Source organism: Metabacillus flavus (assembly GCF_018283675.1).
In the GTDB taxonomy this organism is placed as follows: domain Bacteria; phylum Bacillota; class Bacilli; order Bacillales; family Bacillaceae; genus Metabacillus_B; species Metabacillus_B flavus.
Genome location: NZ_JAGVRK010000001.1, coordinates 527,593 through 546,930, shown reverse-complemented (window position 1 = coordinate 546,930; position 19,338 = coordinate 527,593). Strand labels below are relative to the sequence as shown.

Annotated in this window: 23 protein-coding genes; 16 read left to right on the top strand and 7 right to left on the bottom strand. The window is 44.9% G+C overall.

Features of this window, described 5'->3' with window-relative positions; genetic code table 11:
• Positions 1 to 612 precede the first annotated feature (612 nt).
• Entirely contained in the window at positions 613 to 1,782 is a 1,170-nt protein-coding gene (locus J9317_RS02900) for a DEAD/DEAH box helicase (protein ID WP_211556381.1), read from the bottom strand.
• A 155-nt stretch (positions 1,783 to 1,937) separates the two neighbouring features.
• Between J9317_RS02900 and J9317_RS02895 the strand changes: the two genes are divergently transcribed.
• Genes J9317_RS02895 through J9317_RS02885 form a run of 3 tightly spaced genes read left to right on the top strand, consistent with a single transcriptional unit; the run spans position 1,938 to position 3,156 of the window.
• On the top strand, positions 1,938 to 2,510 hold the full coding sequence (locus tag J9317_RS02895) for a TetR/AcrR family transcriptional regulator (RefSeq protein WP_211556379.1): 573 nt from the start codon (positions 1,938 to 1,940) through the stop codon (positions 2,508 to 2,510).
• Entirely contained in the window at positions 2,507 to 2,842 is a 336-nt protein-coding gene (locus J9317_RS02890) for a DMT family transporter (RefSeq protein ID WP_211556377.1), read from the top strand. Before J9317_RS02895 ends, J9317_RS02890 begins: the two co-directional genes overlap by 4 nt.
• Positions 2,842 to 3,156, top strand: coding sequence for a DMT family transporter (locus J9317_RS02885; RefSeq protein ID WP_249291973.1), 315 nt, complete (start codon positions 2,842 to 2,844; stop codon positions 3,154 to 3,156). Before J9317_RS02890 ends, J9317_RS02885 begins: the two co-directional genes overlap by 1 nt.
• Before the next feature lie 36 nt (positions 3,157 to 3,192).
• On the opposite strand, the gene J9317_RS02880 is transcribed toward J9317_RS02885, so the two are convergent.
• Complete coding sequence (locus J9317_RS02880) at positions 3,193 to 4,482, bottom strand: ATP-binding protein (RefSeq protein ID WP_211556375.1); 1,290 nt, start codon at positions 4,480 to 4,482, stop codon at positions 3,193 to 3,195.
• Between the two features lie 221 nt (positions 4,483 to 4,703).
• On the opposite strand from J9317_RS02880, the gene J9317_RS02875 reads away from it, so the two are divergent.
• Complete coding sequence (locus J9317_RS02875) at positions 4,704 to 4,886, top strand: hypothetical protein (protein WP_211556373.1); 183 nt, start codon at positions 4,704 to 4,706, stop codon at positions 4,884 to 4,886.
• 564 nt (positions 4,887 to 5,450) lie between these two features.
• Here J9317_RS02875 and J9317_RS02870 read toward each other — a convergent pair.
• The gene (locus tag J9317_RS02870; protein ID WP_211556371.1) at positions 5,451 to 6,065 is read right to left on the bottom strand and encodes a cell wall hydrolase; all 615 of its coding nucleotides are present in this window, start codon (positions 6,063 to 6,065) and stop codon (positions 5,451 to 5,453) included.
• 226 nt (positions 6,066 to 6,291) lie between these two features.
• On the opposite strand from J9317_RS02870, the gene J9317_RS02865 reads away from it, so the two are divergent.
• From J9317_RS02865 to J9317_RS02845, 5 genes are all read left to right on the top strand, one after another.
• The gene (locus tag J9317_RS02865) at positions 6,292 to 6,705 is read left to right on the top strand and encodes a MarR family winged helix-turn-helix transcriptional regulator (protein WP_211556369.1); all 414 of its coding nucleotides are present in this window, start codon (positions 6,292 to 6,294) and stop codon (positions 6,703 to 6,705) included.
• A 71-nt stretch (positions 6,706 to 6,776) separates the two neighbouring features.
• A complete protein-coding gene (locus J9317_RS02860; RefSeq protein ID WP_211556367.1) occupies positions 6,777 to 7,967 on the top strand; it encodes an MFS transporter in 1,191 nt (396 codons plus the stop codon).
• 133 nt (positions 7,968 to 8,100) lie between these two features.
• Positions 8,101 to 8,328: an AbrB/MazE/SpoVT family DNA-binding domain-containing protein gene (locus J9317_RS02855; protein WP_211556365.1), complete on the top strand. Its 228-nt coding sequence runs from the start codon at positions 8,101 to 8,103 to the stop codon at positions 8,326 to 8,328.
• Between the two features lie 16 nt (positions 8,329 to 8,344).
• Positions 8,345 to 8,842 carry a cation:proton antiporter regulatory subunit gene (locus tag J9317_RS02850; protein ID WP_211556363.1) on the top strand — a complete coding sequence of 166 codons (498 nt, stop codon included), beginning with the start codon at positions 8,345 to 8,347 and terminating at the stop codon, positions 8,840 to 8,842.
• Positions 8,843 to 8,848: 6 nt separating this feature from the next.
• Positions 8,849 to 10,078, top strand: coding sequence for a cation:proton antiporter (locus J9317_RS02845; RefSeq protein ID WP_211556361.1), 1,230 nt, complete (start codon positions 8,849 to 8,851; stop codon positions 10,076 to 10,078).
• Positions 10,079 to 10,124: 46 nt separating this feature from the next.
• Here J9317_RS02845 and J9317_RS02840 read toward each other — a convergent pair whose 3' ends face one another.
• Both J9317_RS02840 and J9317_RS02835 read right to left on the bottom strand, forming a co-directional pair.
• The gene (locus J9317_RS02840; RefSeq protein WP_211556359.1) at positions 10,125 to 11,879 is read right to left on the bottom strand and encodes an ABC transporter ATP-binding protein; all 1,755 of its coding nucleotides are present in this window, start codon (positions 11,877 to 11,879) and stop codon (positions 10,125 to 10,127) included.
• A complete protein-coding gene (locus tag J9317_RS02835; protein WP_211556357.1) occupies positions 11,872 to 12,654 on the bottom strand; it encodes a MerR family transcriptional regulator in 783 nt (260 codons plus the stop codon). The genes J9317_RS02840 and J9317_RS02835 overlap by 8 nt, the downstream gene beginning before the upstream one ends.
• 99 nt (positions 12,655 to 12,753) lie before the next feature.
• On the opposite strand from J9317_RS02835, the gene J9317_RS02830 reads away from it, so the two are divergent.
• Positions 12,754 to 12,984, top strand: a complete 231-nt coding sequence (locus tag J9317_RS02830) for a hypothetical protein (RefSeq protein ID WP_211562528.1) — start codon at positions 12,754 to 12,756, stop codon at positions 12,982 to 12,984.
• A 210-nt stretch (positions 12,985 to 13,194) separates the two neighbouring features.
• Here J9317_RS02830 and J9317_RS02825 read toward each other — a convergent pair whose 3' ends face one another.
• A complete protein-coding gene (locus tag J9317_RS02825; RefSeq protein ID WP_211556355.1) occupies positions 13,195 to 13,530 on the bottom strand; it encodes a winged helix-turn-helix transcriptional regulator in 336 nt (111 codons plus the stop codon).
• 156 nt (positions 13,531 to 13,686) lie between these two features.
• Between J9317_RS02825 and J9317_RS02820 the strand changes: the two genes are divergently transcribed.
• From J9317_RS02820 to J9317_RS02810, 3 genes are all read left to right on the top strand, one after another.
• Positions 13,687 to 14,538 carry a VOC family protein gene (locus J9317_RS02820; RefSeq protein ID WP_211562063.1) on the top strand — a complete coding sequence of 284 codons (852 nt, stop codon included), beginning with the start codon at positions 13,687 to 13,689 and terminating at the stop codon, positions 14,536 to 14,538.
• A gap of 49 nt (positions 14,539 to 14,587) precedes the next feature.
• Entirely contained in the window at positions 14,588 to 15,238 is a 651-nt protein-coding gene (locus J9317_RS02815; protein ID WP_211556354.1) for a nitroreductase family protein, read from the top strand.
• Positions 15,239 to 15,315: 77 nt separating this feature from the next.
• Positions 15,316 to 15,696 carry a hypothetical protein gene (locus J9317_RS02810; RefSeq protein ID WP_211556352.1) on the top strand — a complete coding sequence of 127 codons (381 nt, stop codon included), beginning with the start codon at positions 15,316 to 15,318 and terminating at the stop codon, positions 15,694 to 15,696.
• On the opposite strand, the gene J9317_RS02805 is transcribed toward J9317_RS02810, so the two are convergent.
• Entirely contained in the window at positions 15,628 to 16,383 is a 756-nt protein-coding gene (locus J9317_RS02805; RefSeq protein WP_249291971.1) for an SDR family oxidoreductase, read from the bottom strand. The genes J9317_RS02810 and J9317_RS02805 overlap by 69 nt on opposite strands.
• A 102-nt stretch (positions 16,384 to 16,485) precedes the next feature.
• Here J9317_RS02805 and J9317_RS02800 point away from each other — a divergent pair, with 102 nt between their 5' ends.
• The 3 genes from J9317_RS02800 (at position 16,486) to J9317_RS02790 (ending at position 19,299) form a co-directional block, all read left to right on the top strand.
• A complete protein-coding gene (locus J9317_RS02800; protein WP_211556349.1) occupies positions 16,486 to 17,412 on the top strand; it encodes a DMT family transporter in 927 nt (308 codons plus the stop codon).
• A 70-nt stretch (positions 17,413 to 17,482) separates the two neighbouring features.
• Entirely contained in the window at positions 17,483 to 18,202 is a 720-nt protein-coding gene (locus tag J9317_RS02795; RefSeq protein ID WP_211556347.1) for a 3-ketoacyl-ACP reductase, read from the top strand.
• 542 nt (positions 18,203 to 18,744) lie between these two features.
• Positions 18,745 to 19,299 (top strand): LysM peptidoglycan-binding domain-containing protein, encoded by a 555-nt coding sequence (locus tag J9317_RS02790; protein WP_211556345.1) that lies wholly within the window; start codon positions 18,745 to 18,747, stop codon positions 19,297 to 19,299.
• The last annotated feature ends 39 nt before the right edge of the window (positions 19,300 to 19,338 follow it).

Sequence of the window (19,338 nt, the reverse complement as noted above, 5' to 3'; positions counted from 1 at the left end):
AGGACCTGCCTGCTTTATATAAATCGCAGAAATCCGTGCGAAATTAGCCTTCTTACAGTTTATCAGAAATTGGGGAGGGTGCAAGGAATCGGGGGATGATATGTCTTTGCACTGACCCCCAGTACTGCACCGCGATGGGGGAACAAGCAAAGAGCACGCCACCACTTATCCCAGTTGACTTGAAAAGCAACGGGGACGGAGGTTTAGTGCTTTAGCAGAGCGGGGGTCAGTGCAAGGCAAATATAGCAAGCATTAATAGATAGCAAACTACGCCTGACCCGCTCTGCTTTAAAGCAGAGCGGGACACAGGCAGAGGATCTCAATCTCTTGTGCCTCAACCGTTTGCAGAGGCGGTGCCGGAGCTTTCGTCTGATGCAGAACAGCGGGACTGGCACCGTGCCAGTCCCCGCATTCTTCACCGCACCGGGGGACAGAGGCAGCTCTCCTCTATCCCTTGTGCCCCAGCCGTTCGGCGGAGCAGGTGCCAGAGCTTTAATCCTTTATCAGAGTGCGGGTCAGACACCCCTACCGCACCCGCCATTATCAAAGTTCCGATCAGTCACCCCCACACAAAACAAAAAGAACCCCCGCCAAAGCAAGGGTCCTCCATTATTATCTCTTTCTTCCATTCCGCAGCCGTTCTTCTTCACTCAAGATATTCCCGCCAAACAATACGTTGCGTTCGAGCTCGATGCCGAGCTTTTTAGCATATTGCTTCAATTCTCGTTCTTCGCGTTCGGTTACGAGTGAGATTACGTTTCCGTTTGTCTTGGAACCGAGTCTGCCCGTTCGGCCGGAGCGGTGAATGAATTGGTCGATATCTTCTGGGAAGTCAAGGTGGACAACCTGCTCAAGGTCCTGGATGTCCAGGCCTCTTGCGGCCACATCTGTTGCGATAAGCAAAGGCGTGTCGCCTTTGCGGAATTTTCTCAGTGCTGCTTCGCGGTCGGTTTTGCCGCTTTCACTGTGGAGGATGCTGACGGGCATCCGGTCATATGCGAGCTTTTCCGCAGCCACGTTGACGCTTCCGATGTCTTTCATGAATGCGAGCGTTTTGACAGGCGCGGCTCTCATGATTTTTTCCAATGCCTTCAGCTTGTCGCGCTGTTCGCTGACAATGTAGAGATGGCGTACTTCGGATTTGATTGCCTGCTCTCGGTCTACACTGATTTTGACCGGTTCATTCATCATCTCGGCTGCCATTTCTTCCGTTTTTGGAGACAGGGTCGCAGAGTATAGAAGCAGCTGTCGATCGCGCTGGGTGCTTTTAATGACTTCGCCGATCGTTTTCATGTGCTCAGGTACAAGAAGCTGATCCCCTTCATCAAGGACGATCGTTTTGACTTCATGCATCTTAAGCTTCTTCATTTTAATCAGCTCGAGAACCTTTCCTGGCGTTCCGCTGATGATGTGAGGGTTCTTTTTTAGCTTCTCAAGCTGGCGTTTCGGATTGGCTCCTCCGATGAACGATGCGGTTCTTAGCTCGCTTCCTTTGATCCATTCCTGAATGACGGAATGAATTTGCATAACAAGCTCATGTGATGATGCAAGAATGACCGCTTGAGGCTGCTTGCCTTCTGCATTCAATTTTTCGAGTACCGGAAGCAGGTAAGCGAGCGTTTTTCCGCTTCCTGTCGGTGATTTTGCTAAAACATCTTTATTTTCCATAATCGGCTGGACCGATTGGGCTTGTACGGATGTGGGAGTTGGAAATGCGGACTGCTTCCATGCCTCCTGGATAAATGGCTGGAATGTTTGTATAAACGAGGTTTCCTGTGACATTCCTTCAATACCTTTTCTGCTAATTATTTTTTCGTGAATGAACAGTGTAAATAATAGCATTATTCAGGTGGAAAAGCCATGTCTCCCCTCAAGATTTGACTGGAAAAATCGACTGTGCTATCATCACTTACGAACGGTCGTAAGGGAGTGATTAGATGACAGCGGAAGAATTAAAGCAAAAAGCACTGATGGTTTTTTCTCAGCATGGATACGAAGGGGCTTCCCTTTCACTTATAGCAGATGAAGCCGGCATTAAAAAGCAATCCATTTATTCACATTTTAAAAGCAAGGATGAGCTTTTTCTCAAAGCTGCTGAAGATGTTTTTCAAAATGAGCTGGATCGGGCACTGTCTAATATAAATCATGGCAGCGAATCCAATTTGAAAGAAACGCTTTATCAGTTTCTGGCTGATTATGTGGAAAAATACGAGCAGAATCCAGAAACCCGTTTTTGGCTCCGGATCTCCTTTTTCCCACCGGGCCATTTATATGATTCTGTGATGGTTCAGGTATACCGGCATCTTGATACATTGGAGGAAGCGCTGACCGGCCTCTTTGCACAGGCTGAAATCCGTGCAAACCCAGAGCAGGCTGCTATTGCCTTTTTAGGCGTACTAGACAGCATGTTTGTTGAAATGCTATATGGAGGAAAAGAAAGGCAAGTTAAAAGGCTGGACGCCTCCTGGAACATCTTCTGGAATGGAATTGCAATGGAGGGATCTAGATGAACCGGTATTGGATTTATGTGATACTCGCCTCTGTTTTTGAAGTAGGCTGGGTTAGTGGATTAAAGCATGCATACGATTTGCTTACGTGGATTGCAACCATCATTGCGATTACAGTCAGTTTTACTGTTATGATCGTTGCCAGCTCGAAGCTGCCCGTCGGAACGGTGTATGCGGTGTTCGTCGGTCTCGGATCGGCCGGGACGATTTTGGCGGATATGTTCCTCTTCGCACAGCCGGTTGAACCGGTAAAGCTTCTGCTGATCGGTATACTGCTTGCAGGAGTGATCGGCCTTAAAATGGTTACGAAAGATCCGGAAGGAGAGACAGGATAATGGCATGGATTGTAATTGTTGCTGCCGGCTTATTTGAAATGCTCGGCGTTGTCCTGCTGAACAGGGTCGCAAGGAACCGGAGTATTCTAAATATACTCCTGCTTGCTGCCTCCTTCACAGCAAGCTTCAGCCTGCTTTCCATCGCCATGCAATCCCTGCCGATGGGGACGGCTTATGCCATCTGGACAGGAATTGGCGCAGCAGGGGGTGCGATGCTGGGCATGATTCTTTATGGTGAATCGAAGGAATGGAGAAGGATCTTTTTTATTGCTTTAATATTAGGCTCCACCGTTGGGTTAAAGGTGATTGCCTGAACTTAAAATGGCTGCTCCCTATGGAGACAGCCATTTTTATTTTGCAAGAGGCACTTCCACCTCAACGGTTGTCCCCTTGCCTATCTTACTTGCAAACCGGATGGAGCCCTTATGGCGTTTAACGATGCTGAAGCAGACAGCAAGGCCAAGACCGGTTCCTTTTTCTTTTGTGGAATAAAAGGGTTCTCCGAGTTTGTCCAAACGTTCTTTCTCCATCCCTGCTCCATCATCTTCAATACGGACCATTGCGGTTTCACCGTTTGAAGACAGCTTTATTATAATCAAACCGCTATCATCAATCGCTTCAATTGCATTTTTAAGCAAATTTAAGAAAACCTGCTTGAGCTGGTTTTGATCACAATAGATATGCATCGGATACTTGCTCTCATCCACAAGCTGGATCAGCACATTCTTCATATTCGCCTCACCTTCAATAAGAACCATGACGTGGCTCATGATGGAAAGGACATCTTCTTTTCGAAAAACCACATCCTGCTTTTTCCCAAGAGCAAGCATTTCACCGGAAATAAGGTTGATCCGGTCGATTTCCGACATCATGATGTCCAGATGCTGATCGTCTAATGTTCTTGAAGACGACATAAGCTGAACAAATCCTTTTAATGAAGTAAGCGGGTTGCGGATTTCATGGGCGACGGAAGCAGCAAGCTCGCCGATGATGGACATTTTTTCCGATGTGATCATCAGCTCTTCATTCGCCTTGAATTCTGTAATATCCCGCCCGATTCCGAATACTCCCTGGATTTCCCCGTTTACAACGATTGGGAGAAGCGAGCAGCGCAGAATCCTTTTCTGCTTCAGACGGTTGCGTACAGTGAGCTCAAATTTCTGAGGATGTCCGGCAATCACTTTTTTAAACAGGGTGCTTGCCATCTCCCATTCTGAAGGAATGACATATTCAAGTGCGTCTCTGCCCTTTATATAGGATTCTTTATATCCGATAATCAGTTCCCCTTCCGGATTGAGGGCCATGAGTCTCCCCTGATTGTCAACCTCAATTACTCCGTCCGGATTATGATGAAAAAGCGATCGATAGTGCTCATTGCTTCTTTCAAGCTCTTTTTCTTTTTGCTCAAGTTTTTCCTTCGAATGCAGGATGCGCTTCGTCCTGCTGTAAACAAGAAGATACAAGCCCACACTTGTCGCCAGCATATAAACCCAGCCTTTATAGTGTTGGAAAAAATTGTATACGTTCAAATCCTGTTTTGCGAGCAGCAGTGATGCATAGTCCGTTGCAAAGATCCAAAATACGCCTATAATTAAATAGATGAGGGCGATTCTGATTGCAATTTTTCTGGATGATTCCATAGTCGTCCACCTAACAATCTTTATTCTTCTATCATTGTAACGAAAAGAAAACCGCTTATGTGAAAAATCTTCTGGTAAATCATAGTTTTCCGGTTTCATATATTACCCGGATTCAGATTCTGCAGATCTTGGAAAAATTTTCTCATTAAAACCGTATTTGAAAAGCTTATAATACGGGTACATAGTTCACATGCAGAATGTCAGCGGGGAGGACATAGAAGGTGAACGGAATTATTTTATTTGCTGTTGCAGCATTTCTATTAATGACCTTTCGGCTCGTAACCGTTGTCCGGATGAAGAATGCACCAAGAGGGAATAAGCGAATGGCCTGGCTGCTTTACGGCATTGGAATTGGGGCTTTAGCCGGTGCAGTGCTTGTTCTGATCAATTCAGTTCCGGCTTAATAACAAAAGCGGAAGCGCCTTGAACAGCCCCGACAAGCATAAGGCAATCAGCCGAAGGAAGGCGGTATTCCTTCCGCAGGATGAGGGACTTATGACCTCGAGGGGCTAGGCGCTGGAGCTGGACGAAGATACACCCAGTAATCGTATCCAATATTGAGATATTTTAAAACTTCCTAAACTCGAACAAAAGCGAAAGCGCCTTGAACAGCCCCGACAAGCATAAGGCAATCAGCCGAAGGAAGGCGGTATTCCTTCCGAAGGATGAGGGACTTATAGACCTCGAGGGGCTAGGCGCTGGAGCTGGACGAAGATACACCCAGTAATCGTATCCATATTGAGTTATTTTAAAACTTCCTAAACTCGAACAAAAGCGAAAGCGCATTAAGTAAAGGAAGTTCTGCTAAGTGCACGACGTTCTGCGGGCCTCCGCAGGATGAGGACTTATGAGCTCAAGTGGATAGCCCATAGCCTGAGGTACACCCGGAAAAAGATATTCATATTATCATTTCCAGACGAAAAAGGAGCGGATCTCAGTTGAGATCCGCTCCTTTTTTTAAGAATCGATTATTTAGCAAATACATGGTTGCCGATTTCAGTTGTTACTTCTTTTCCGTCAAGGAAGCTTGAGCCTGCCTTGTCCGGATTGTAGAAATACAGCGCACCTTTGCTGATGCTTGAATAAGAGATTGCTTCGTTTACTGCATCTTTTGATTCCTGGCTTGCAGGATTATTGATGGTTCCGTTATCGACTGGTGAGAATTGGCCTTCTTCATAAATGACATCTTTAACTGTATCAGGGAACTCATCGCTTGCAACACGGTTCATGATGACCGTTGCAACCGCAACTTTCCCGTCATAGGACTCACCCTTAGCCTCTGCTTCAACTAGGCGGGCCAGCAAATCTTTATCTTCATCAGAAACTGCTTGCTCAGCGCCTTTAACATCTTCTGCGCCGGCTACAGGTACTTGAAGAGTTTCACCTGTGAAAATCATATTATCGGTACGGCTGTTTGCTTCCTTCAAAGCATCGATGGAAACGCCGTAATCCTGTCCAATTTTATAGAAAGAATCACCTTGTTGGACCTTATAGCTTTCAGCACTCGCAGCGCTTGCTTGCCCAGCAAAAGTTAGAGCTCCAATTGCAATGCTTGAGGATAATACTAGACCTTTGGCTTTCATATATGTTTCCTCCCTTTATGTTTGCTCCTAAACAACCCTACCAGAAAAAAAATATGGTTTCAAAGGATAGGACTTCCCTGTAAAGAGTTTCATAGGCAATCTATCCACTTCTCGCCAATTTGTCCATAAGATTCTTTACTATTTCACACTTATTCGCCTATTTCTGTTGATTTTCGTCTAAAAAGCCTGTAAAATACTTACTTAGGTAAATAAATGAGGTGAAAAAATGGAGAATACTAGTAACATTATCCATAATCTTCATCAAATCGTCCGTTACTTAACGAAGGAATCGAATGCCCGGCTTCAGGACCATGGAATTTACAGTTCCCAATGGTCCATTTTATATTGTCTCGTCCGATTTGGTCCGATGTCGCAAACCGAAATCTGGCGTTACTTGAATGTCGAAGCCCCTACTGTTACAAGGACGATTGCGAGATTGGAAGAAAGCGGCTGGATTAAGCGGGATCCCGGTTCAGACAAACGGGAGAAAATCGTCAGTCTTACTCCTTTCGCTAATGAAAAGCTTGAAGACATCAAACAATCAATTGCTGCCTTTGAAGAGGAGATGCTCATGAGTTTAAATGAGAATGAGCGGCGCACCCTTACAGTCCTGCTTCAAAAAATCGGCAGCTGGAACTAAAGTCTGCAAGTCTTTCTAATAGGAAAACGCCAGTCTCTTCTATAGAATAGAATCATCAAAGGAGGTTCAACATGTCATCATCTGCCCCAAAGGCTCCGATCTGGACGAAGAGCTTTATCAGTAACTTTCTGATCAACTTCTTCATCTTCTTAACTTTCTATGCTCTGCTTACCGCCCTTCCTATCTATGTCATTGAAGATTTAAATAAAACAAATGCGGAAGCAGGACTGGTCATTACAGTTTTCATGCTCTCCGCTATTCTTGTCCGGCCGATATGGGGACGGGTGCTTGAAAGGTTTGGAAAAAAACTGTGTCTCGTCATTGGCATGATTTTATTTATGCTCACGACAATCGTATATATCTGGGTAGATCAGTTCACAGGACTGCTTATTCTAAGGTTTATTCACGGGATTTCATTCAGCTTGATTACAACCGCAACAGGCGCAATTGCGGCCGATATCATTCCGAAAGTGCGCCGCGGGGAAGGACTCGGCTACCATGCGATGTCCATGAATCTCGCTGTCGTTTTCGGCCCGTTCCTTGCTCTGACACTGCTTCAGTTCACCACATTCACTATGCTGTTCATGATATTTTCCGTTATTGCCGTTGCAGGTGTGATTTTTAGTTTACTTATTAAAATTGAGCACATTGAAGTTCCGGCAAGAAAATTCACAGCTTCTGATTTATTTGAAAAAACCGTCATACCAATTGCATTGATCGGCGGACTGGTTGCGTTCTCCTACTCCGGTATCATTTCATTTATTTCGATTTATGCGAAGAGCATTGGACTTGCCGGCACTGCAAGCTACTTTTTCGTCGTATTCGCTGTTGTCATGCTTTTATCAAGACCGTTTGTAGGCCGGCTTTTTGACCGGAGAGGCGCTGCCATTGTTATGATCCCGTCCTTCATCATCTTTGCCGCGGGTATGCTGATGCTTAGCTTTACGGACACATCATGGATGCTGCTTGTGTCAGGAGCCCTGATCGGACTCGGCTACGGTTCACTCGTTCCGTGCTTCCAGACGCTAGCCATTCAAAAAGCGCATCCTGCAAGAAGCGGACATGCGACATCTACATTCTTTACGTTTTTTGATATTGGCATCGCATTTGGCTCTTACATTCTTGGCATGTTTGCAGCGGATCTTGGGCTTTCAAGCCTATACTTGTATGCGTCCGGACTTATTATCGTCACGCTTTTGATTTTCACTGCCGTTACCCGGAAAAAACAATCGAATTATGTACCGAAACAACACGTATCATAAAATTGATTCAGACCAAATCCCAGTGATTTGGTCTTTTTATTCTTATCATTAGATGCTTTTCCAAATTTCTGTTAAAATAAAAGTAAGGAAAGTAAGGAATTCCTAGAAAACAAAGAAATCAAGGAGAATGAACATGGAATTTTCCAAACTGAGCTCGAAGGGACAAATCACCATCCCTAAACACATCCGTGAAACGCTGAATCTTCATGAGGGGGAACGGATTGCATTTATTGAAGAGGACGGGCTCGTCATCATGACGAAGGCTGATTTGGAATCTCTTCATAATATTCAGGACATTGTAAGTGATGAGAAATTCAAGCAGCTGATGCGCAAGGCCAAAAACCATTTAAATGAGGAATAAGGAAGGGGTTCATATTATGAACATTCGAGAATGCGATTTACCCGGAATCGGAAGAAAATTCGAGGCGGTGACCCGCAACAATGACAAAATCACGGTCATTATCCACGACGATGGCAGAAGAGAAATGTACCATTACGATGATGATGATCATGAAGAGAGCATCTCCAACATTACCATGAATGATGCAGAAGCAAGGCAGCTTGCCGCTATTCTCGGCGGCATGACATACAAGCCAAAAGCTATGGAAAACATTGAGCTCGCGTTCGATGATCTCATTATCGAGTGGTTTAAAGTAGAACCGGGCGCACCCGCTGTCAACCAGTCCATCGGGGATATCGATGTCCGCAGCAATTACGGCATCACCATAATTGCCATTATCAAAAAAAACCAATCCAAGCAGCTCACTCCGGGACCGGAGGCCATCATTGAAGCTGGAGATACATTGGTGATTTCCGGTGAAAGAAAAGACTTGCGTAATATTATTAAGGATTTGCTATCCAATAAGGGGGGATAAGTATAGATGGATCATTTGATTTTTGAAGTAGGAACAGCACTGTTATTAGTAGCATTTGCCGCGATACTGGCAGGAAAACTTCATTTCTCCATCATACCGTTTTTGATTGTGATTGGTATGCTCGTCGGCCCTCATGCCCCTGTTATCGGCATTATTAACCTCAGGTTCATTGAAAGCGCAGAATTCATTGATTTTCTGGGGCGCATCGGGATTCTCTTCCTTCTCTTCTACCTCGGTCTGGAATTCTCTGTCGGAAAACTCATAAAATCAGGAAAATCTATTGTAATTGGCGGAAGCATCTATATTTCCATCAACTTCGCTCTTGGTTTTCTCTACGCTTTGATTATGGGCTTTCCGATTTTAGAAATTCTGATCATCGCAGGAATTATTACCATATCATCAAGTGCAATCGTTGCAAAGGTGCTTGTGGATCTGCGCCGTACCGGTAATAAAGAAACGGAATTAATTCTTGGCATCATCATGTTCGAGGACATTTTTTTAGCGGTATACCTCTCCGTTGTCTCCGGTTTGATTTTGGGAGACTCCACGTCAATTGGCGGAACCATCGTGTCCGTTCTGATTGCCCTAGGCTATATGCTGGCTTTCTTCATTATTGCTAGAAAAGCCACACCTCTTTTAAACAAATTACTCAACATCTCGTCTGATGAAATTTTCATCATCGTCGTGTTTGCGGCTTTATTCTTCATTGCCGGATTTTCAGAAACGATCCATGTTGCTGAAGCAATCGGTGCATTGCTGCTTGGTCTGGTCTTTTCTGAAACCGATCAGGGTGAACGGATCGAACATCTCGTTGTTCCATTCCGCGACTTTTTCGGCGCTATCTTCTTTTTCAGCTTTGGATTAAGCATTGATCCATTCACACTCGGAGGAGCGATTTGGCTTGCACTCGGAGCGGTAGCTATTACAATCATCGGAAACTTCGTTGCCGGTATGATTGCTGGAAGAAGAGCAGGCTTGTCCCATAAAGCCTCAGCCAATATCGGACTGACCATCGTATCTCGGGGGGAATTTTCCATCATCATGGCCAATTTGGGGTTATCAGGCGGTCTGATGGCCGTACTGCAGCCATTTTCGGCACTCTATGTGCTCATTCTCGCCATCCTTGGACCTTTGCTTACGAAAGAATCCAAGCATATATATAATGGTTTGAACAAGATTTTCAAATGGAAGCAGCCGAAAGAAAAAGTGAAAGTGAAAGAAAACGTCCTTCCATAAGATATGGGAAAGCCCAAGAATATTCTCTTGGGCTTTTTTGGTTCAATCAATTCGCCGGTTCCAGCTGAAGCTGCTTTTCAGCAAGTTTCCTGTATAGTGTGTGACCGTCCAGTAATTCTTCGTGAGTTCCCTGCCCGGTCAGTCTTCCGTTTTCCAATACAAGAATCTGGTCTGCATCAACAACTGTGGATAATCTGTGGGCAATGACAAAAGTCGTCCGGCCCTTCATCAGGTTTTTCAGTGCATGCTGAACGAGAACCTCTGATTCGCTGTCCAGATTAGAGGTCGCTTCATCAAGCAGCAGCAGGGACGGATTTTTTAAAATGGCTCTTGCGATGGCAATACGCTGCCTTTGCCCTCCCGAAAGCTTGACTCCCCGCTCCCCAACCTCCGTTTCATAGCGGTCCGGCATTTTTTCAATAAACTCTGCGGCATTTGCAAGCCGGGCCGCGTTCTCCACTTCTGAGTCCCCGATTTCCCGCTCAAGGCCATAGCAAATATTATCCCGGATCGATCCTGACATAATGGGACTGTCCTGAGACACGTAGCCAATTTGCTTCCTCCAGCTGCGCAGGTCAAGGGTGCTGATATCCTGCCCGCCGATTTTCACTTCACCTGACACAGGTTTGTAAAAACGTTCGATTAGAGAAAAAATAGTCGTCTTCCCGCCGCCGCTCGGTCCGACGAGGGCCACGGTTTTGCTGGGGGCAATGGTAAACGAAAGATCAGTTAATATCGGTTTATCCTCTGAATAGCTGAAATGAATGTTCTCAAAGCGCACCTCTTTATTCAGCACCTCCACTTCTGAATGTCCATTCTCCTCTGTTTTCAGACTAAGCAATTCATGAATCCGGTCTGTCGCTCCCATCGCTTTTTGAAAGGCAGTAAAAAACGAAGCAAGCTGGGTGAATGGAACGATGATTTGAAAGACGTAGATGATAATGGCGACCAACGTGCCTGCGGTTAAGCTTCCGGTCGCTACCCTCACCCCTCCATAGCCAATCAGGATGACAAGAACGACCATCATAATCGTTGTCATAAACGGACTAACCACCGCCTGGATTTTCGCCTCACGAAGACCCAGTCTGAACAAATTGCCAATACCGCTTCTGCCCTTTTCTTCTTCAATCTCTTCGCCGCTGTAGGCCTTAACGAGTCTGACTTCACCAAGGACCCGTCCAAGATCACCGCTGAAGGAAGCCATTCCATCCTGAGTCGCCTTCGAGATTTTATACATTTTCCTTCCCATCGGCCACAGCAAAAGCATTGATAAAGGGATGACGGCAAGCATGATCGCTGTCATTTTCCAGTCCAGCATGAAGAGGATAACGACAGAACCCGCAATGGCAATGATTCCGGATATGAATGTAACAAGATGATTGGTAATCAATGTTTTGATCGTATTCGTATCCTGGGTAATCCGGCTCATCGTTTCCCCGGACTGATGCTGGTCGAAATAAGGGACAGGCAGCTTTAAAATGTGCCCCCACAGCTGTTCGCGGATTCCCTTTACGATAACTTCTCCAATATACATCAGCATATAATAGGAAAACCCTGCTCCAATGGATTGCAGCACGAATGCACCAATCAGAAGGAAAATCATCCCCGTGCTTAAAGCTGCAGCTCCTGCCTGATCGACCAGCTGTTTTGTAAAGATTGGAACAATTAAACTGGCTCCTGTTTCAAGCAGGCTTAAAAACAGAACGAAAACAATCATCCAAGTGGCGGGTTTATGTTTTTTCAGCAGGTTTATAAAGGCATCCAGCTGCTTTTTATCTGCATTTTTTGCCTGGTCAGTCATGACTTTGAATTCCCCTCCCAATGTAATAATGTTCAAAAGCTTTTTCTATTAACTTTTCCTCCTGCCTTGTAAACGGAGAAACTGAGAAAAGGTCTTGTTCTGCTTTCTCCCCTATCCCCTCCCAATCAAGGTCCAAAGAAATCATGTCCGTCAATATGTCCTGTTCACCAAGTATTCCGGCAAGCATGTCCAGGCATTCACCGACAAGACGCTGTACCTGCGGAGATTCAGGTTTCCAGGTCTTCAGCGCTTCCTTCATCTCCTGGAAAAGCAGTGCCGTCTTTTTATGCAGTTCCATCCATTCATCCCCGGTAATGCTCTCGACCCGCTTCGCATACCTTTCAGGGAAATTCTGCTTTACCCAATCCATATGCCCCTCTTCATTTTGGATACTGTCGATCACAAACGAGAGAATCTGCAGGTTCGGACGCTTCTCTGTCTCAAAAATTCCAATTGCATGATCCAAGGAGAGAATAACCCGGTTTAAATGATTCTGTTTCTGTATCATAAGCTCCTTTTGCATTTTAAGCGATGATGTTAAATCTCCGTCAGCCGCAGCAAGCAATTCGCGAATCTGCTGGAGACTGAAATCCAGGAACTTAAGCGAAAGAATTTGCTGAAGAACGACTAAATCTTCATCTTTGTAATACCTCCGCCCAGACTCGCTGACGAAACTTGGTTTAATCATTTCCTGCTGATCATAATAGCGGAGTGTCCGGACTGTAACACCTGTCTTTTTTGCGAATTTTCCGATTGTATATAAAGTTTCATTCATTGGAAAGACCTCCCATGCCTTCATTATACAATCTGACGTTACGTCAGAATCAAGCCGAATCAGGATAAAAATGGTATACTATTTATGAGGTGATTAAACATGGCGAAGAGTAAAGCCAGAAAACTAAGAGAGCATAAAATACGCAGCGGCGGGTTCGACCCAAGTGCATTGAGAGGATCTGCACCCGACTACAGCATGCACGAACGCAAAACGATGACAAAACAGGAAAAATGGAAAAAACAACTATCCAAGCACAAAAAGCGATCCCTTCCCGGTAACGGTGATGAAGGAATCGCTTTTTTGTTTGGGGGAGTGTGCAAATTTTGCTGATTTTTGTCGTTCGGCCCGTATTTGGGTGGAGTTGGCCCGCATCCGTCTCGAGTTGGCCCGTATTTGCCTAGAGTTGGCCCGCATTCGTCTCAAGTTGGCCCGCATTCGTTTCCAGCTAGTCCACATCCGCCTCCAGTTAACCCCGTTGCCCCTATTACCAGCTTTGCCCGTTTAAACAGTCCCATAAAAAAAGCCAACCACCCCATCGGGTCATTGGCCAATCTGTTCTTCCTGATCCTGTTCAATCCAGTTTTGCGACCAGTTTTCAATTTCTCTCAATATAGGTTCAAGTGCTAAGCCTTTGTCTGTAAGCGAATATTCGATGCGGACGGGAGATTCAGGGATGATGTTGCGTTTTACGACGCCGTTCTGTTCAAGATCCTTCAGCCTGTCTGATAGGACTCTTCCGCTGATGGATGTTGATGCTTCAAGTACACTGAATCGTTTTGGTCCATCGAGAAGCTGATGGATAATTAAGCCTGTCCACCGTTTGCCTAGCATGTTAATGGCTTGCTCGAACCTTGGGCATATGTTTAGTGGTTCCATTTTCCTCACTCCTGTTTTTTTATTATATATCATGATTACAAAAAATAAAAAAGTTACAATTTACAACCGAGTTACTTGACAGATATTCACAGTCGTCATATATTACTTACATAAAGTAACTTGTTTACTCTAAGTAATTAAATGGAGGGTTTCATGATGAAATTTCAGCAGCATCCAAACACTTTCGTAAGCAAAGTAACTCTTTTGACAGGCGATTTGAAGCGGGCAGAGGAATTTTATACATCCATCATAGGTCTCAGCGTTTTAAACAAGTCACCGGAAAAGGTGTCTTTGACGGCAGATGGTGCCCATCCGATACTCACTCTTGAACAACAGAATGGCTTGCTGCCAAGGGAGCCGCGCCGGACCGGACTGTATCACTTTGCTATTTTGCTTCCTTCAAGAAAGGACTTATCATCGTTTCTTCACCATTTGCTTCATACCCAATATCCGGTTCAAGGTGCCTCGGATCATCTTGTGAGTGAAGCCATCTATTTCGCAGATCCGGATGGCAATGGAATTGAAATCTACGCGGACCGGCCTTCTGAAAATTGGCAATGGACCGATGGGCAGGTTGAAATGGCCACCAATACGCTCCAAGCGGAAGATCTCCTATCAGAGAGTACTCTAGCTGATTGGCGCGGCATGCCTGCTGACACCGTCATGGGCCACATTCATCTGCATGTTTCAAATCTTGTCGATGCAGAACGCTTTTACACGGAAGGCCTTGGGTTTGAAGTGGTGACGAGATACGGAAATCAGGCCCTCTTTATCTCAACTGGCGGCTACCATCACCATCTTGGTCTGAATACATGGAACGGAGAAGGAGCCACCAAGCCTTCTGAAAACAGCGTGAGAATGGTCTCTTTCACCATCATCTATCCAAATGCAGAGGAAAGACAAAACGCAGTCAGCCGTCTTGAAAAGCTTGGGGCAGAAACCATCACTAAGGAAGATATGATCCTCGCAGCTGACCCTTCCGGAAATTGGATTCATCTGGCTGTATAAACAGGGCAGGCTATTTATATAAAATCTACTGAGAGAAGAGGTAACGACAATGGGATTTTTTGATAGTGTATTTGGAAGCAAAGAAAATGCGGGCAGTACGGTAAAAAAGGACTTTCCAACTGCTATTGAAGAAAGACGTTCATTTTACTCGATCAGCAAGGATGAGGTTGTACCGGACGAACGCATCAGAGAGGTAATCGAGCATGCCGTTAAGCACACTCCTTCCGCTTTCAACTCTCAAAGCGCGAGAGTGGTTGTCCTGCTTGGGGAACAGCATGATAAATTGTGGAATATTACGTCCGAATCCCTTCGAAAAATTGTACCTTCAGATTCATTCGGACCGACTGAAGAAAAAATGGGCGCCTTCAGCAGCGGATATGGAACGGTTTTGTTCTTTGAAGATGAAGCGGTGATTGAATCCCTGCAGCAGCAATTTACTCTTTACCGCGAAAATTTCCCAATCTGGTCTCACCATTCATCCGGCATGCTTCAGTTTGTGGTATGGACAGCACTTGAACTGGAAGGCTTCGGAGCTTCCCTTCAGCATTACAATCCGCTGATTGATGATGATGTGAAAAGGGAATGGCATATTCCTGCCGGCTGGAAGCTTATTGCGCAAATGCCTTTTGGAAAGCCAGTATCTGCTCCGGCACCGAAGGAATTCAAACCGGTTGAAGAACGTGTGAAATTTCATAAATAAGCGAAAGGCAGCCTTTCCGGCCGCCTTTTTATTTTTTACCAAATAATGTATGATGGAAACAAAACGAGGTGAGGTATGTGGAAAAACTTCTCCTGGGCTTGACAGTCATTCTGCTGCTCGTATCCTGTTCGCCAAATCCAGATGAAAGTAAGATTCCTGGAAAAATAATGCTGTTGTCCTATGTAAAAACGCACCTTTACAAAGAAGTGGAAATCACCGACCTGCGAAACGGCGAAAAAATCATTCTTAAGGATCCGAATGACGTGAATGTTTTCCTAAACATGCTTGAAGATATTGAACTAAGCAAATCAGAAGACCAGGAAGTGAGAAAAGGAGGTTCTGTGTTTGCCCTTCAGCTATTTTCAAACCGCACGAAGCATCTCCTTAATTCAAATCCCGAATGTATGCCCGCCGTTCACCGATATGCTCTGGCCCGTGATAAAAGAAGACTCCTCTGATGCAAGATAGGCCACCGTATTGGCTGCATCATCAGGCACGCCCATTCTTTTCAGCGGAATGCTCAATCGGTATTGATCGATTGCCTCATCTGAAACTCCTGCATGGCGTTCAACCGGGATAAATCCTGGATTCAGGAGATTTACACGTATTCCATACTCTCCAAATTCGCTTGCCCATGAACGCGTCATTCCGAGCATAGCTGATTTTGCCGTTACATAGCTCGAGAAATGTCCGTTTCCAAGCTGTACGACCTCGCTCCCAATGTTAATAACGGAGCCTTTCTTTTGTTCTTTCATAGAAGAAAGACATGCTTTCATCAGGAAAAACGGGGCCTTTACGAAGAAGTTCAGCTGATCTTCATAATCCCCCCAATTCAGATTTTCCATCGAAAGCTCCGGCTGCGGACCCGTTGCATTATTGACGAGAATGCTTACTCTTAGTCCGGAAACTCTCTCCGCTTCCTTTACAAAACGGAAAACTTCTTCTTCATTTGTGACATTCGCCTGAATGGCAGCAGCATTGCCGCCATTTGCCTTAATTTCACGAACGACCTCTTCTGCTTCAACTGCACTGTTCAAATAATTGACGGCTGCAAAAGCGCCTTCCCTGCCAAGCTTTTTGCTGATGGCAGCACCCAATCCTCTTGATCCCCCTGTTACAAGGGCTAGTTGATGATTCAGTCTCAAAATGATCCCCTCCTTTTTGGATTATATCAAAACATCTTCTTTGTGATGGAAAAACCAGTGTGATAACCTGATAATTGAAGTCTTCTGAAAGAAGGGAACCCGGTGAAACACACACGCATTTATTTTATCCTTGTCGGCATTATGATGCTTTGGGGCTTTAACGTCCCGCTGCTGAAAATCATTGTCGGCACCTTTTCCCCTGTAACCATTACAGCACTTAGAATTTTTACAGCCAGTATTTGCGTTTTCATTATTCTAGCCTATTTAAAATTGCTCCGCCTGCCGACACTAAGGGAAACAGCCTTGATTATAGGCTGCGGATTACTGAATGTGGTCGCCCATCATTATTTTTTATCGGTCGGTCTTTCCCTTACCAGTTCGACGAATGGAGGACTCATTTTAGGCCTGGGACCTATATTGGTTGCCGTTTTATCGATCATTTTTCTTAATAAAAGACTGACCGTTATCCGGCTGAGCGGGTTTATATTGGGACTTGCCGGTGTTTCATTTACGGTGGTTGCCGGCGGCGGCGGTCTGAGTGCCGTTAATGCAGGGGATGTATCCATTTTCTTTTCCATCCTCACACAGGCATTCAGCTTTGTGATCATTAACAAAATGTGCAAGACGATTGATCCGCGGCTCCTTACAGGATATATGCTCCTTTTCGGGTCGCTTGTGCTATTTGGAATCGGCTTACTCACTGAAAAGAATGGCCTTTCAACGCTTACGAACGGAAGCCCGGAAGTATGGACAGCGTTTGTTCTATCGGCGGTTTTCGCGACAGCGGTTGGCCATATGACGTATAACTTTGCGATCAGCCAGGTTGGTGCGGCTGAATCGGCCATTTTTATGAACCTGAATACGCTGTTTGCCCTTGCAGGATCCGTTCTCATTTTAAACGAAACCGTACATGCCTCCCATCTGATTGGCCTGGTCCTCATTGTCTCAGGGGTTATTCTAGGTTCGGGAGCATATGAGGATATGAGAATAAGATACCGCAGAAAGCATGGCTATAATTCAGCACGTTAAAGCAGATTTTTTGAAAAAAATGAAGTGAAAAACTATGATGAACACATTGAAAACTTAAGGAGGTCCAATCATGAGCGAATCATTAAAAGGCAAAACTGCACTCATTACCGGCGCCGGACGAGGAATCGGACGCGCCGTTGCCCTTCATCTTGCAAGAGAAGGCGTACATGTGGGACTGCTCGCCCGCACTGAGGAGCACGTAAAAAGCGTAGCAGAAGAAGCAGAAGCATTAGGTGTAAAAGCTTATTACGCCACAGCGGATGTAGCATCCCATGAAGAAGTGAAGAAGGCTGCAGCGGAACTCGAAACAAGTCTCGGCCACATCGATATTCTGATCAACAATGCAGGAATCGCTAAATTCGGGGGCTTCCTGGAGCTCGATCCAAAAGATTGGGAAAAAATTATTCAAGTGAACCTGATGGGCGCTTATTATGTAACACATGCTGTCCTTCCCGGCATGGTCGAAAGAAAAACAGGAGATATCATCAATGTCTCTTCCACAGCGGGCCAAAAAGGGGCTCCTGTCACCAGTGCCTACAGCGCTTCAAAATTCGGACTGCTCGGTCTGACCGAATCACTGGCCATGGAAGTGCGCAAGCATAACATTCGTGTTTCAGCCCTTACCCCAAGCACAGTGGCAACCGATTTAGCCATTGAAAACAAGCTCACGGACGGAAACCCCGATTCTGTCATGCAGGCGGAAGACATCGCTGAATTCATGGTAGCCCAGCTGAAATTAAACAAACGAACGTTTATAAAATCGGCTGGACTTTGGTCGACGAATCCTTAAATGTTATGACAGCAGTTCCCTTGGTATGGGAGCTGCTTTTTTAGTTGCGCCTTCTCATTTCTTTTGATATCTCGAGGCACTGCTTATCTATATCAAAGTTTGAATGCCTGATAGCTTCCTGTTGTGAGTCCGCCATTCGTTTTTAAAGTTTACTTTTTCCGGCAGGTTATTTAGAGTGTTTTGACAAACTTCTTCGGAAACCTCTATATTCAAACAAAATCCTACTATTACTCAATTTATTGTTTCTCTGTTTCCTAGTCTTATTATCACCCGAATAATTCCAGTACGTTAAACCCCTACTAAAGTCATATTTTATGATTATTATTCTATGTTAGCTTTTTCCTTTTACAATATAGTCTTTAATCTGAATCCTCTTACAACTCCTTCATGTCAGACCTCAAAACGGATTCTTTTTTATGAATTTCAAACCTAATATTACTAAATGAAATATTTTTGTAACATAAATAGAAACTGTTTGAAACAAGCCTGTCATATAAATCTAGTAATATTAGCCATCATATACATAAAGGGGACTAGGACTTTTGAAGAAGTTTATTTTGACAGTCAGTGCAGTTTTGTTCTTGTCGTTTGGATTCTCAGCCAATGCCTTCGCAGCCACCTACACAGTTAAATCCGGGGATACTCTTTGGAAGATTGCTCAGAAGCATAAAGTTACTGTGAATCAAATTAAATCCTGGAACAAATTGAAAACAGACGTTATTAAAGCAAATCAAAAGTTGACCATTTCACCGTCTACCTCCAAGAAATCAGCACCTGCGAAATCCGCTGCTCCACAAGGGGCCTATAAAACATATACCGTTACAGCAACAGCCTATACAGCAAGCTGCAAAGGATGCAGCGGCATCACTGCTACCGGCATCAATTTAAAAAAGAATCCTGGGGCAAAAGTGATCTCAGTTGATCCAAGAGTGATACCGCTAGGTTCAAAAGTATACGTACCAGGCTACGGTACGGCAATTGCAGCCGATAAAGGGAGCGCCATTAAAAGGGGTAAAATAGATGTTTTCTTCTCATCCAAGAGCACAGCTCTTAAATGGGGAGTAAAAAAGATAACCATCAAAGTTTATAAAAAGTAGATTCCAGCCAAACAGAAAGACCATAATTCAGATTATGGT

What these genes read in the sequence shown, in the direction of transcription:
- J9317_RS02865 (WP_211556369.1), top strand. Translation starts at nt 6,292, where the DNA reads ATGGAGAATACTAGTAACATTATCCATAATCTTCATCAAATCGTCCGT.
- J9317_RS02825 (WP_211556355.1), bottom strand. Translation starts at nt 13,530, where the DNA reads ATGGAACCACTAAACATATGCCCAAGGTTCGAGCAAGCCATTAACATG.
- J9317_RS02860 (WP_211556367.1), top strand. Translation starts at nt 6,777, where the DNA reads ATGTCATCATCTGCCCCAAAGGCTCCGATCTGGACGAAGAGCTTTATC.
- J9317_RS02885 (WP_249291973.1), top strand. Translation starts at nt 2,842, where the DNA reads ATGGCATGGATTGTAATTGTTGCTGCCGGCTTATTTGAAATGCTCGGC.
- J9317_RS02795 (WP_211556347.1), top strand. Translation starts at nt 17,483, where the DNA reads ATGAGCGAATCATTAAAAGGCAAAACTGCACTCATTACCGGCGCCGGA.
- J9317_RS02830 (WP_211562528.1), top strand. Translation starts at nt 12,754, where the DNA reads ATGGCGAAGAGTAAAGCCAGAAAACTAAGAGAGCATAAAATACGCAGC.
- J9317_RS02880 (WP_211556375.1), bottom strand. Translation starts at nt 4,482, where the DNA reads ATGGAATCATCCAGAAAAATTGCAATCAGAATCGCCCTCATCTATTTA.
- J9317_RS02850 (WP_211556363.1), top strand. Translation starts at nt 8,345, where the DNA reads ATGAACATTCGAGAATGCGATTTACCCGGAATCGGAAGAAAATTCGAG.
- J9317_RS02815 (WP_211556354.1), top strand. Translation starts at nt 14,588, where the DNA reads ATGGGATTTTTTGATAGTGTATTTGGAAGCAAAGAAAATGCGGGCAGT.
- J9317_RS02900 (WP_211556381.1), bottom strand. Translation starts at nt 1,782, where the DNA reads ATGTCACAGGAAACCTCGTTTATACAAACATTCCAGCCATTTATCCAG.
- J9317_RS02835 (WP_211556357.1), bottom strand. Translation starts at nt 12,654, where the DNA reads ATGAATGAAACTTTATATACAATCGGAAAATTCGCAAAAAAGACAGGT.
- J9317_RS02855 (WP_211556365.1), top strand. Translation starts at nt 8,101, where the DNA reads ATGGAATTTTCCAAACTGAGCTCGAAGGGACAAATCACCATCCCTAAA.
- J9317_RS02890 (WP_211556377.1), top strand. Translation starts at nt 2,507, where the DNA reads ATGAACCGGTATTGGATTTATGTGATACTCGCCTCTGTTTTTGAAGTA.
- J9317_RS02820 (WP_211562063.1), top strand. Translation starts at nt 13,687, where the DNA reads ATGAAATTTCAGCAGCATCCAAACACTTTCGTAAGCAAAGTAACTCTT.
- J9317_RS02870 (WP_211556371.1), bottom strand. Translation starts at nt 6,065, where the DNA reads ATGAAAGCCAAAGGTCTAGTATTATCCTCAAGCATTGCAATTGGAGCT.
- J9317_RS02895 (WP_211556379.1), top strand. Translation starts at nt 1,938, where the DNA reads ATGACAGCGGAAGAATTAAAGCAAAAAGCACTGATGGTTTTTTCTCAG.
- J9317_RS02845 (WP_211556361.1), top strand. Translation starts at nt 8,849, where the DNA reads ATGGATCATTTGATTTTTGAAGTAGGAACAGCACTGTTATTAGTAGCA.
- J9317_RS02840 (WP_211556359.1), bottom strand. Translation starts at nt 11,879, where the DNA reads ATGACTGACCAGGCAAAAAATGCAGATAAAAAGCAGCTGGATGCCTTT.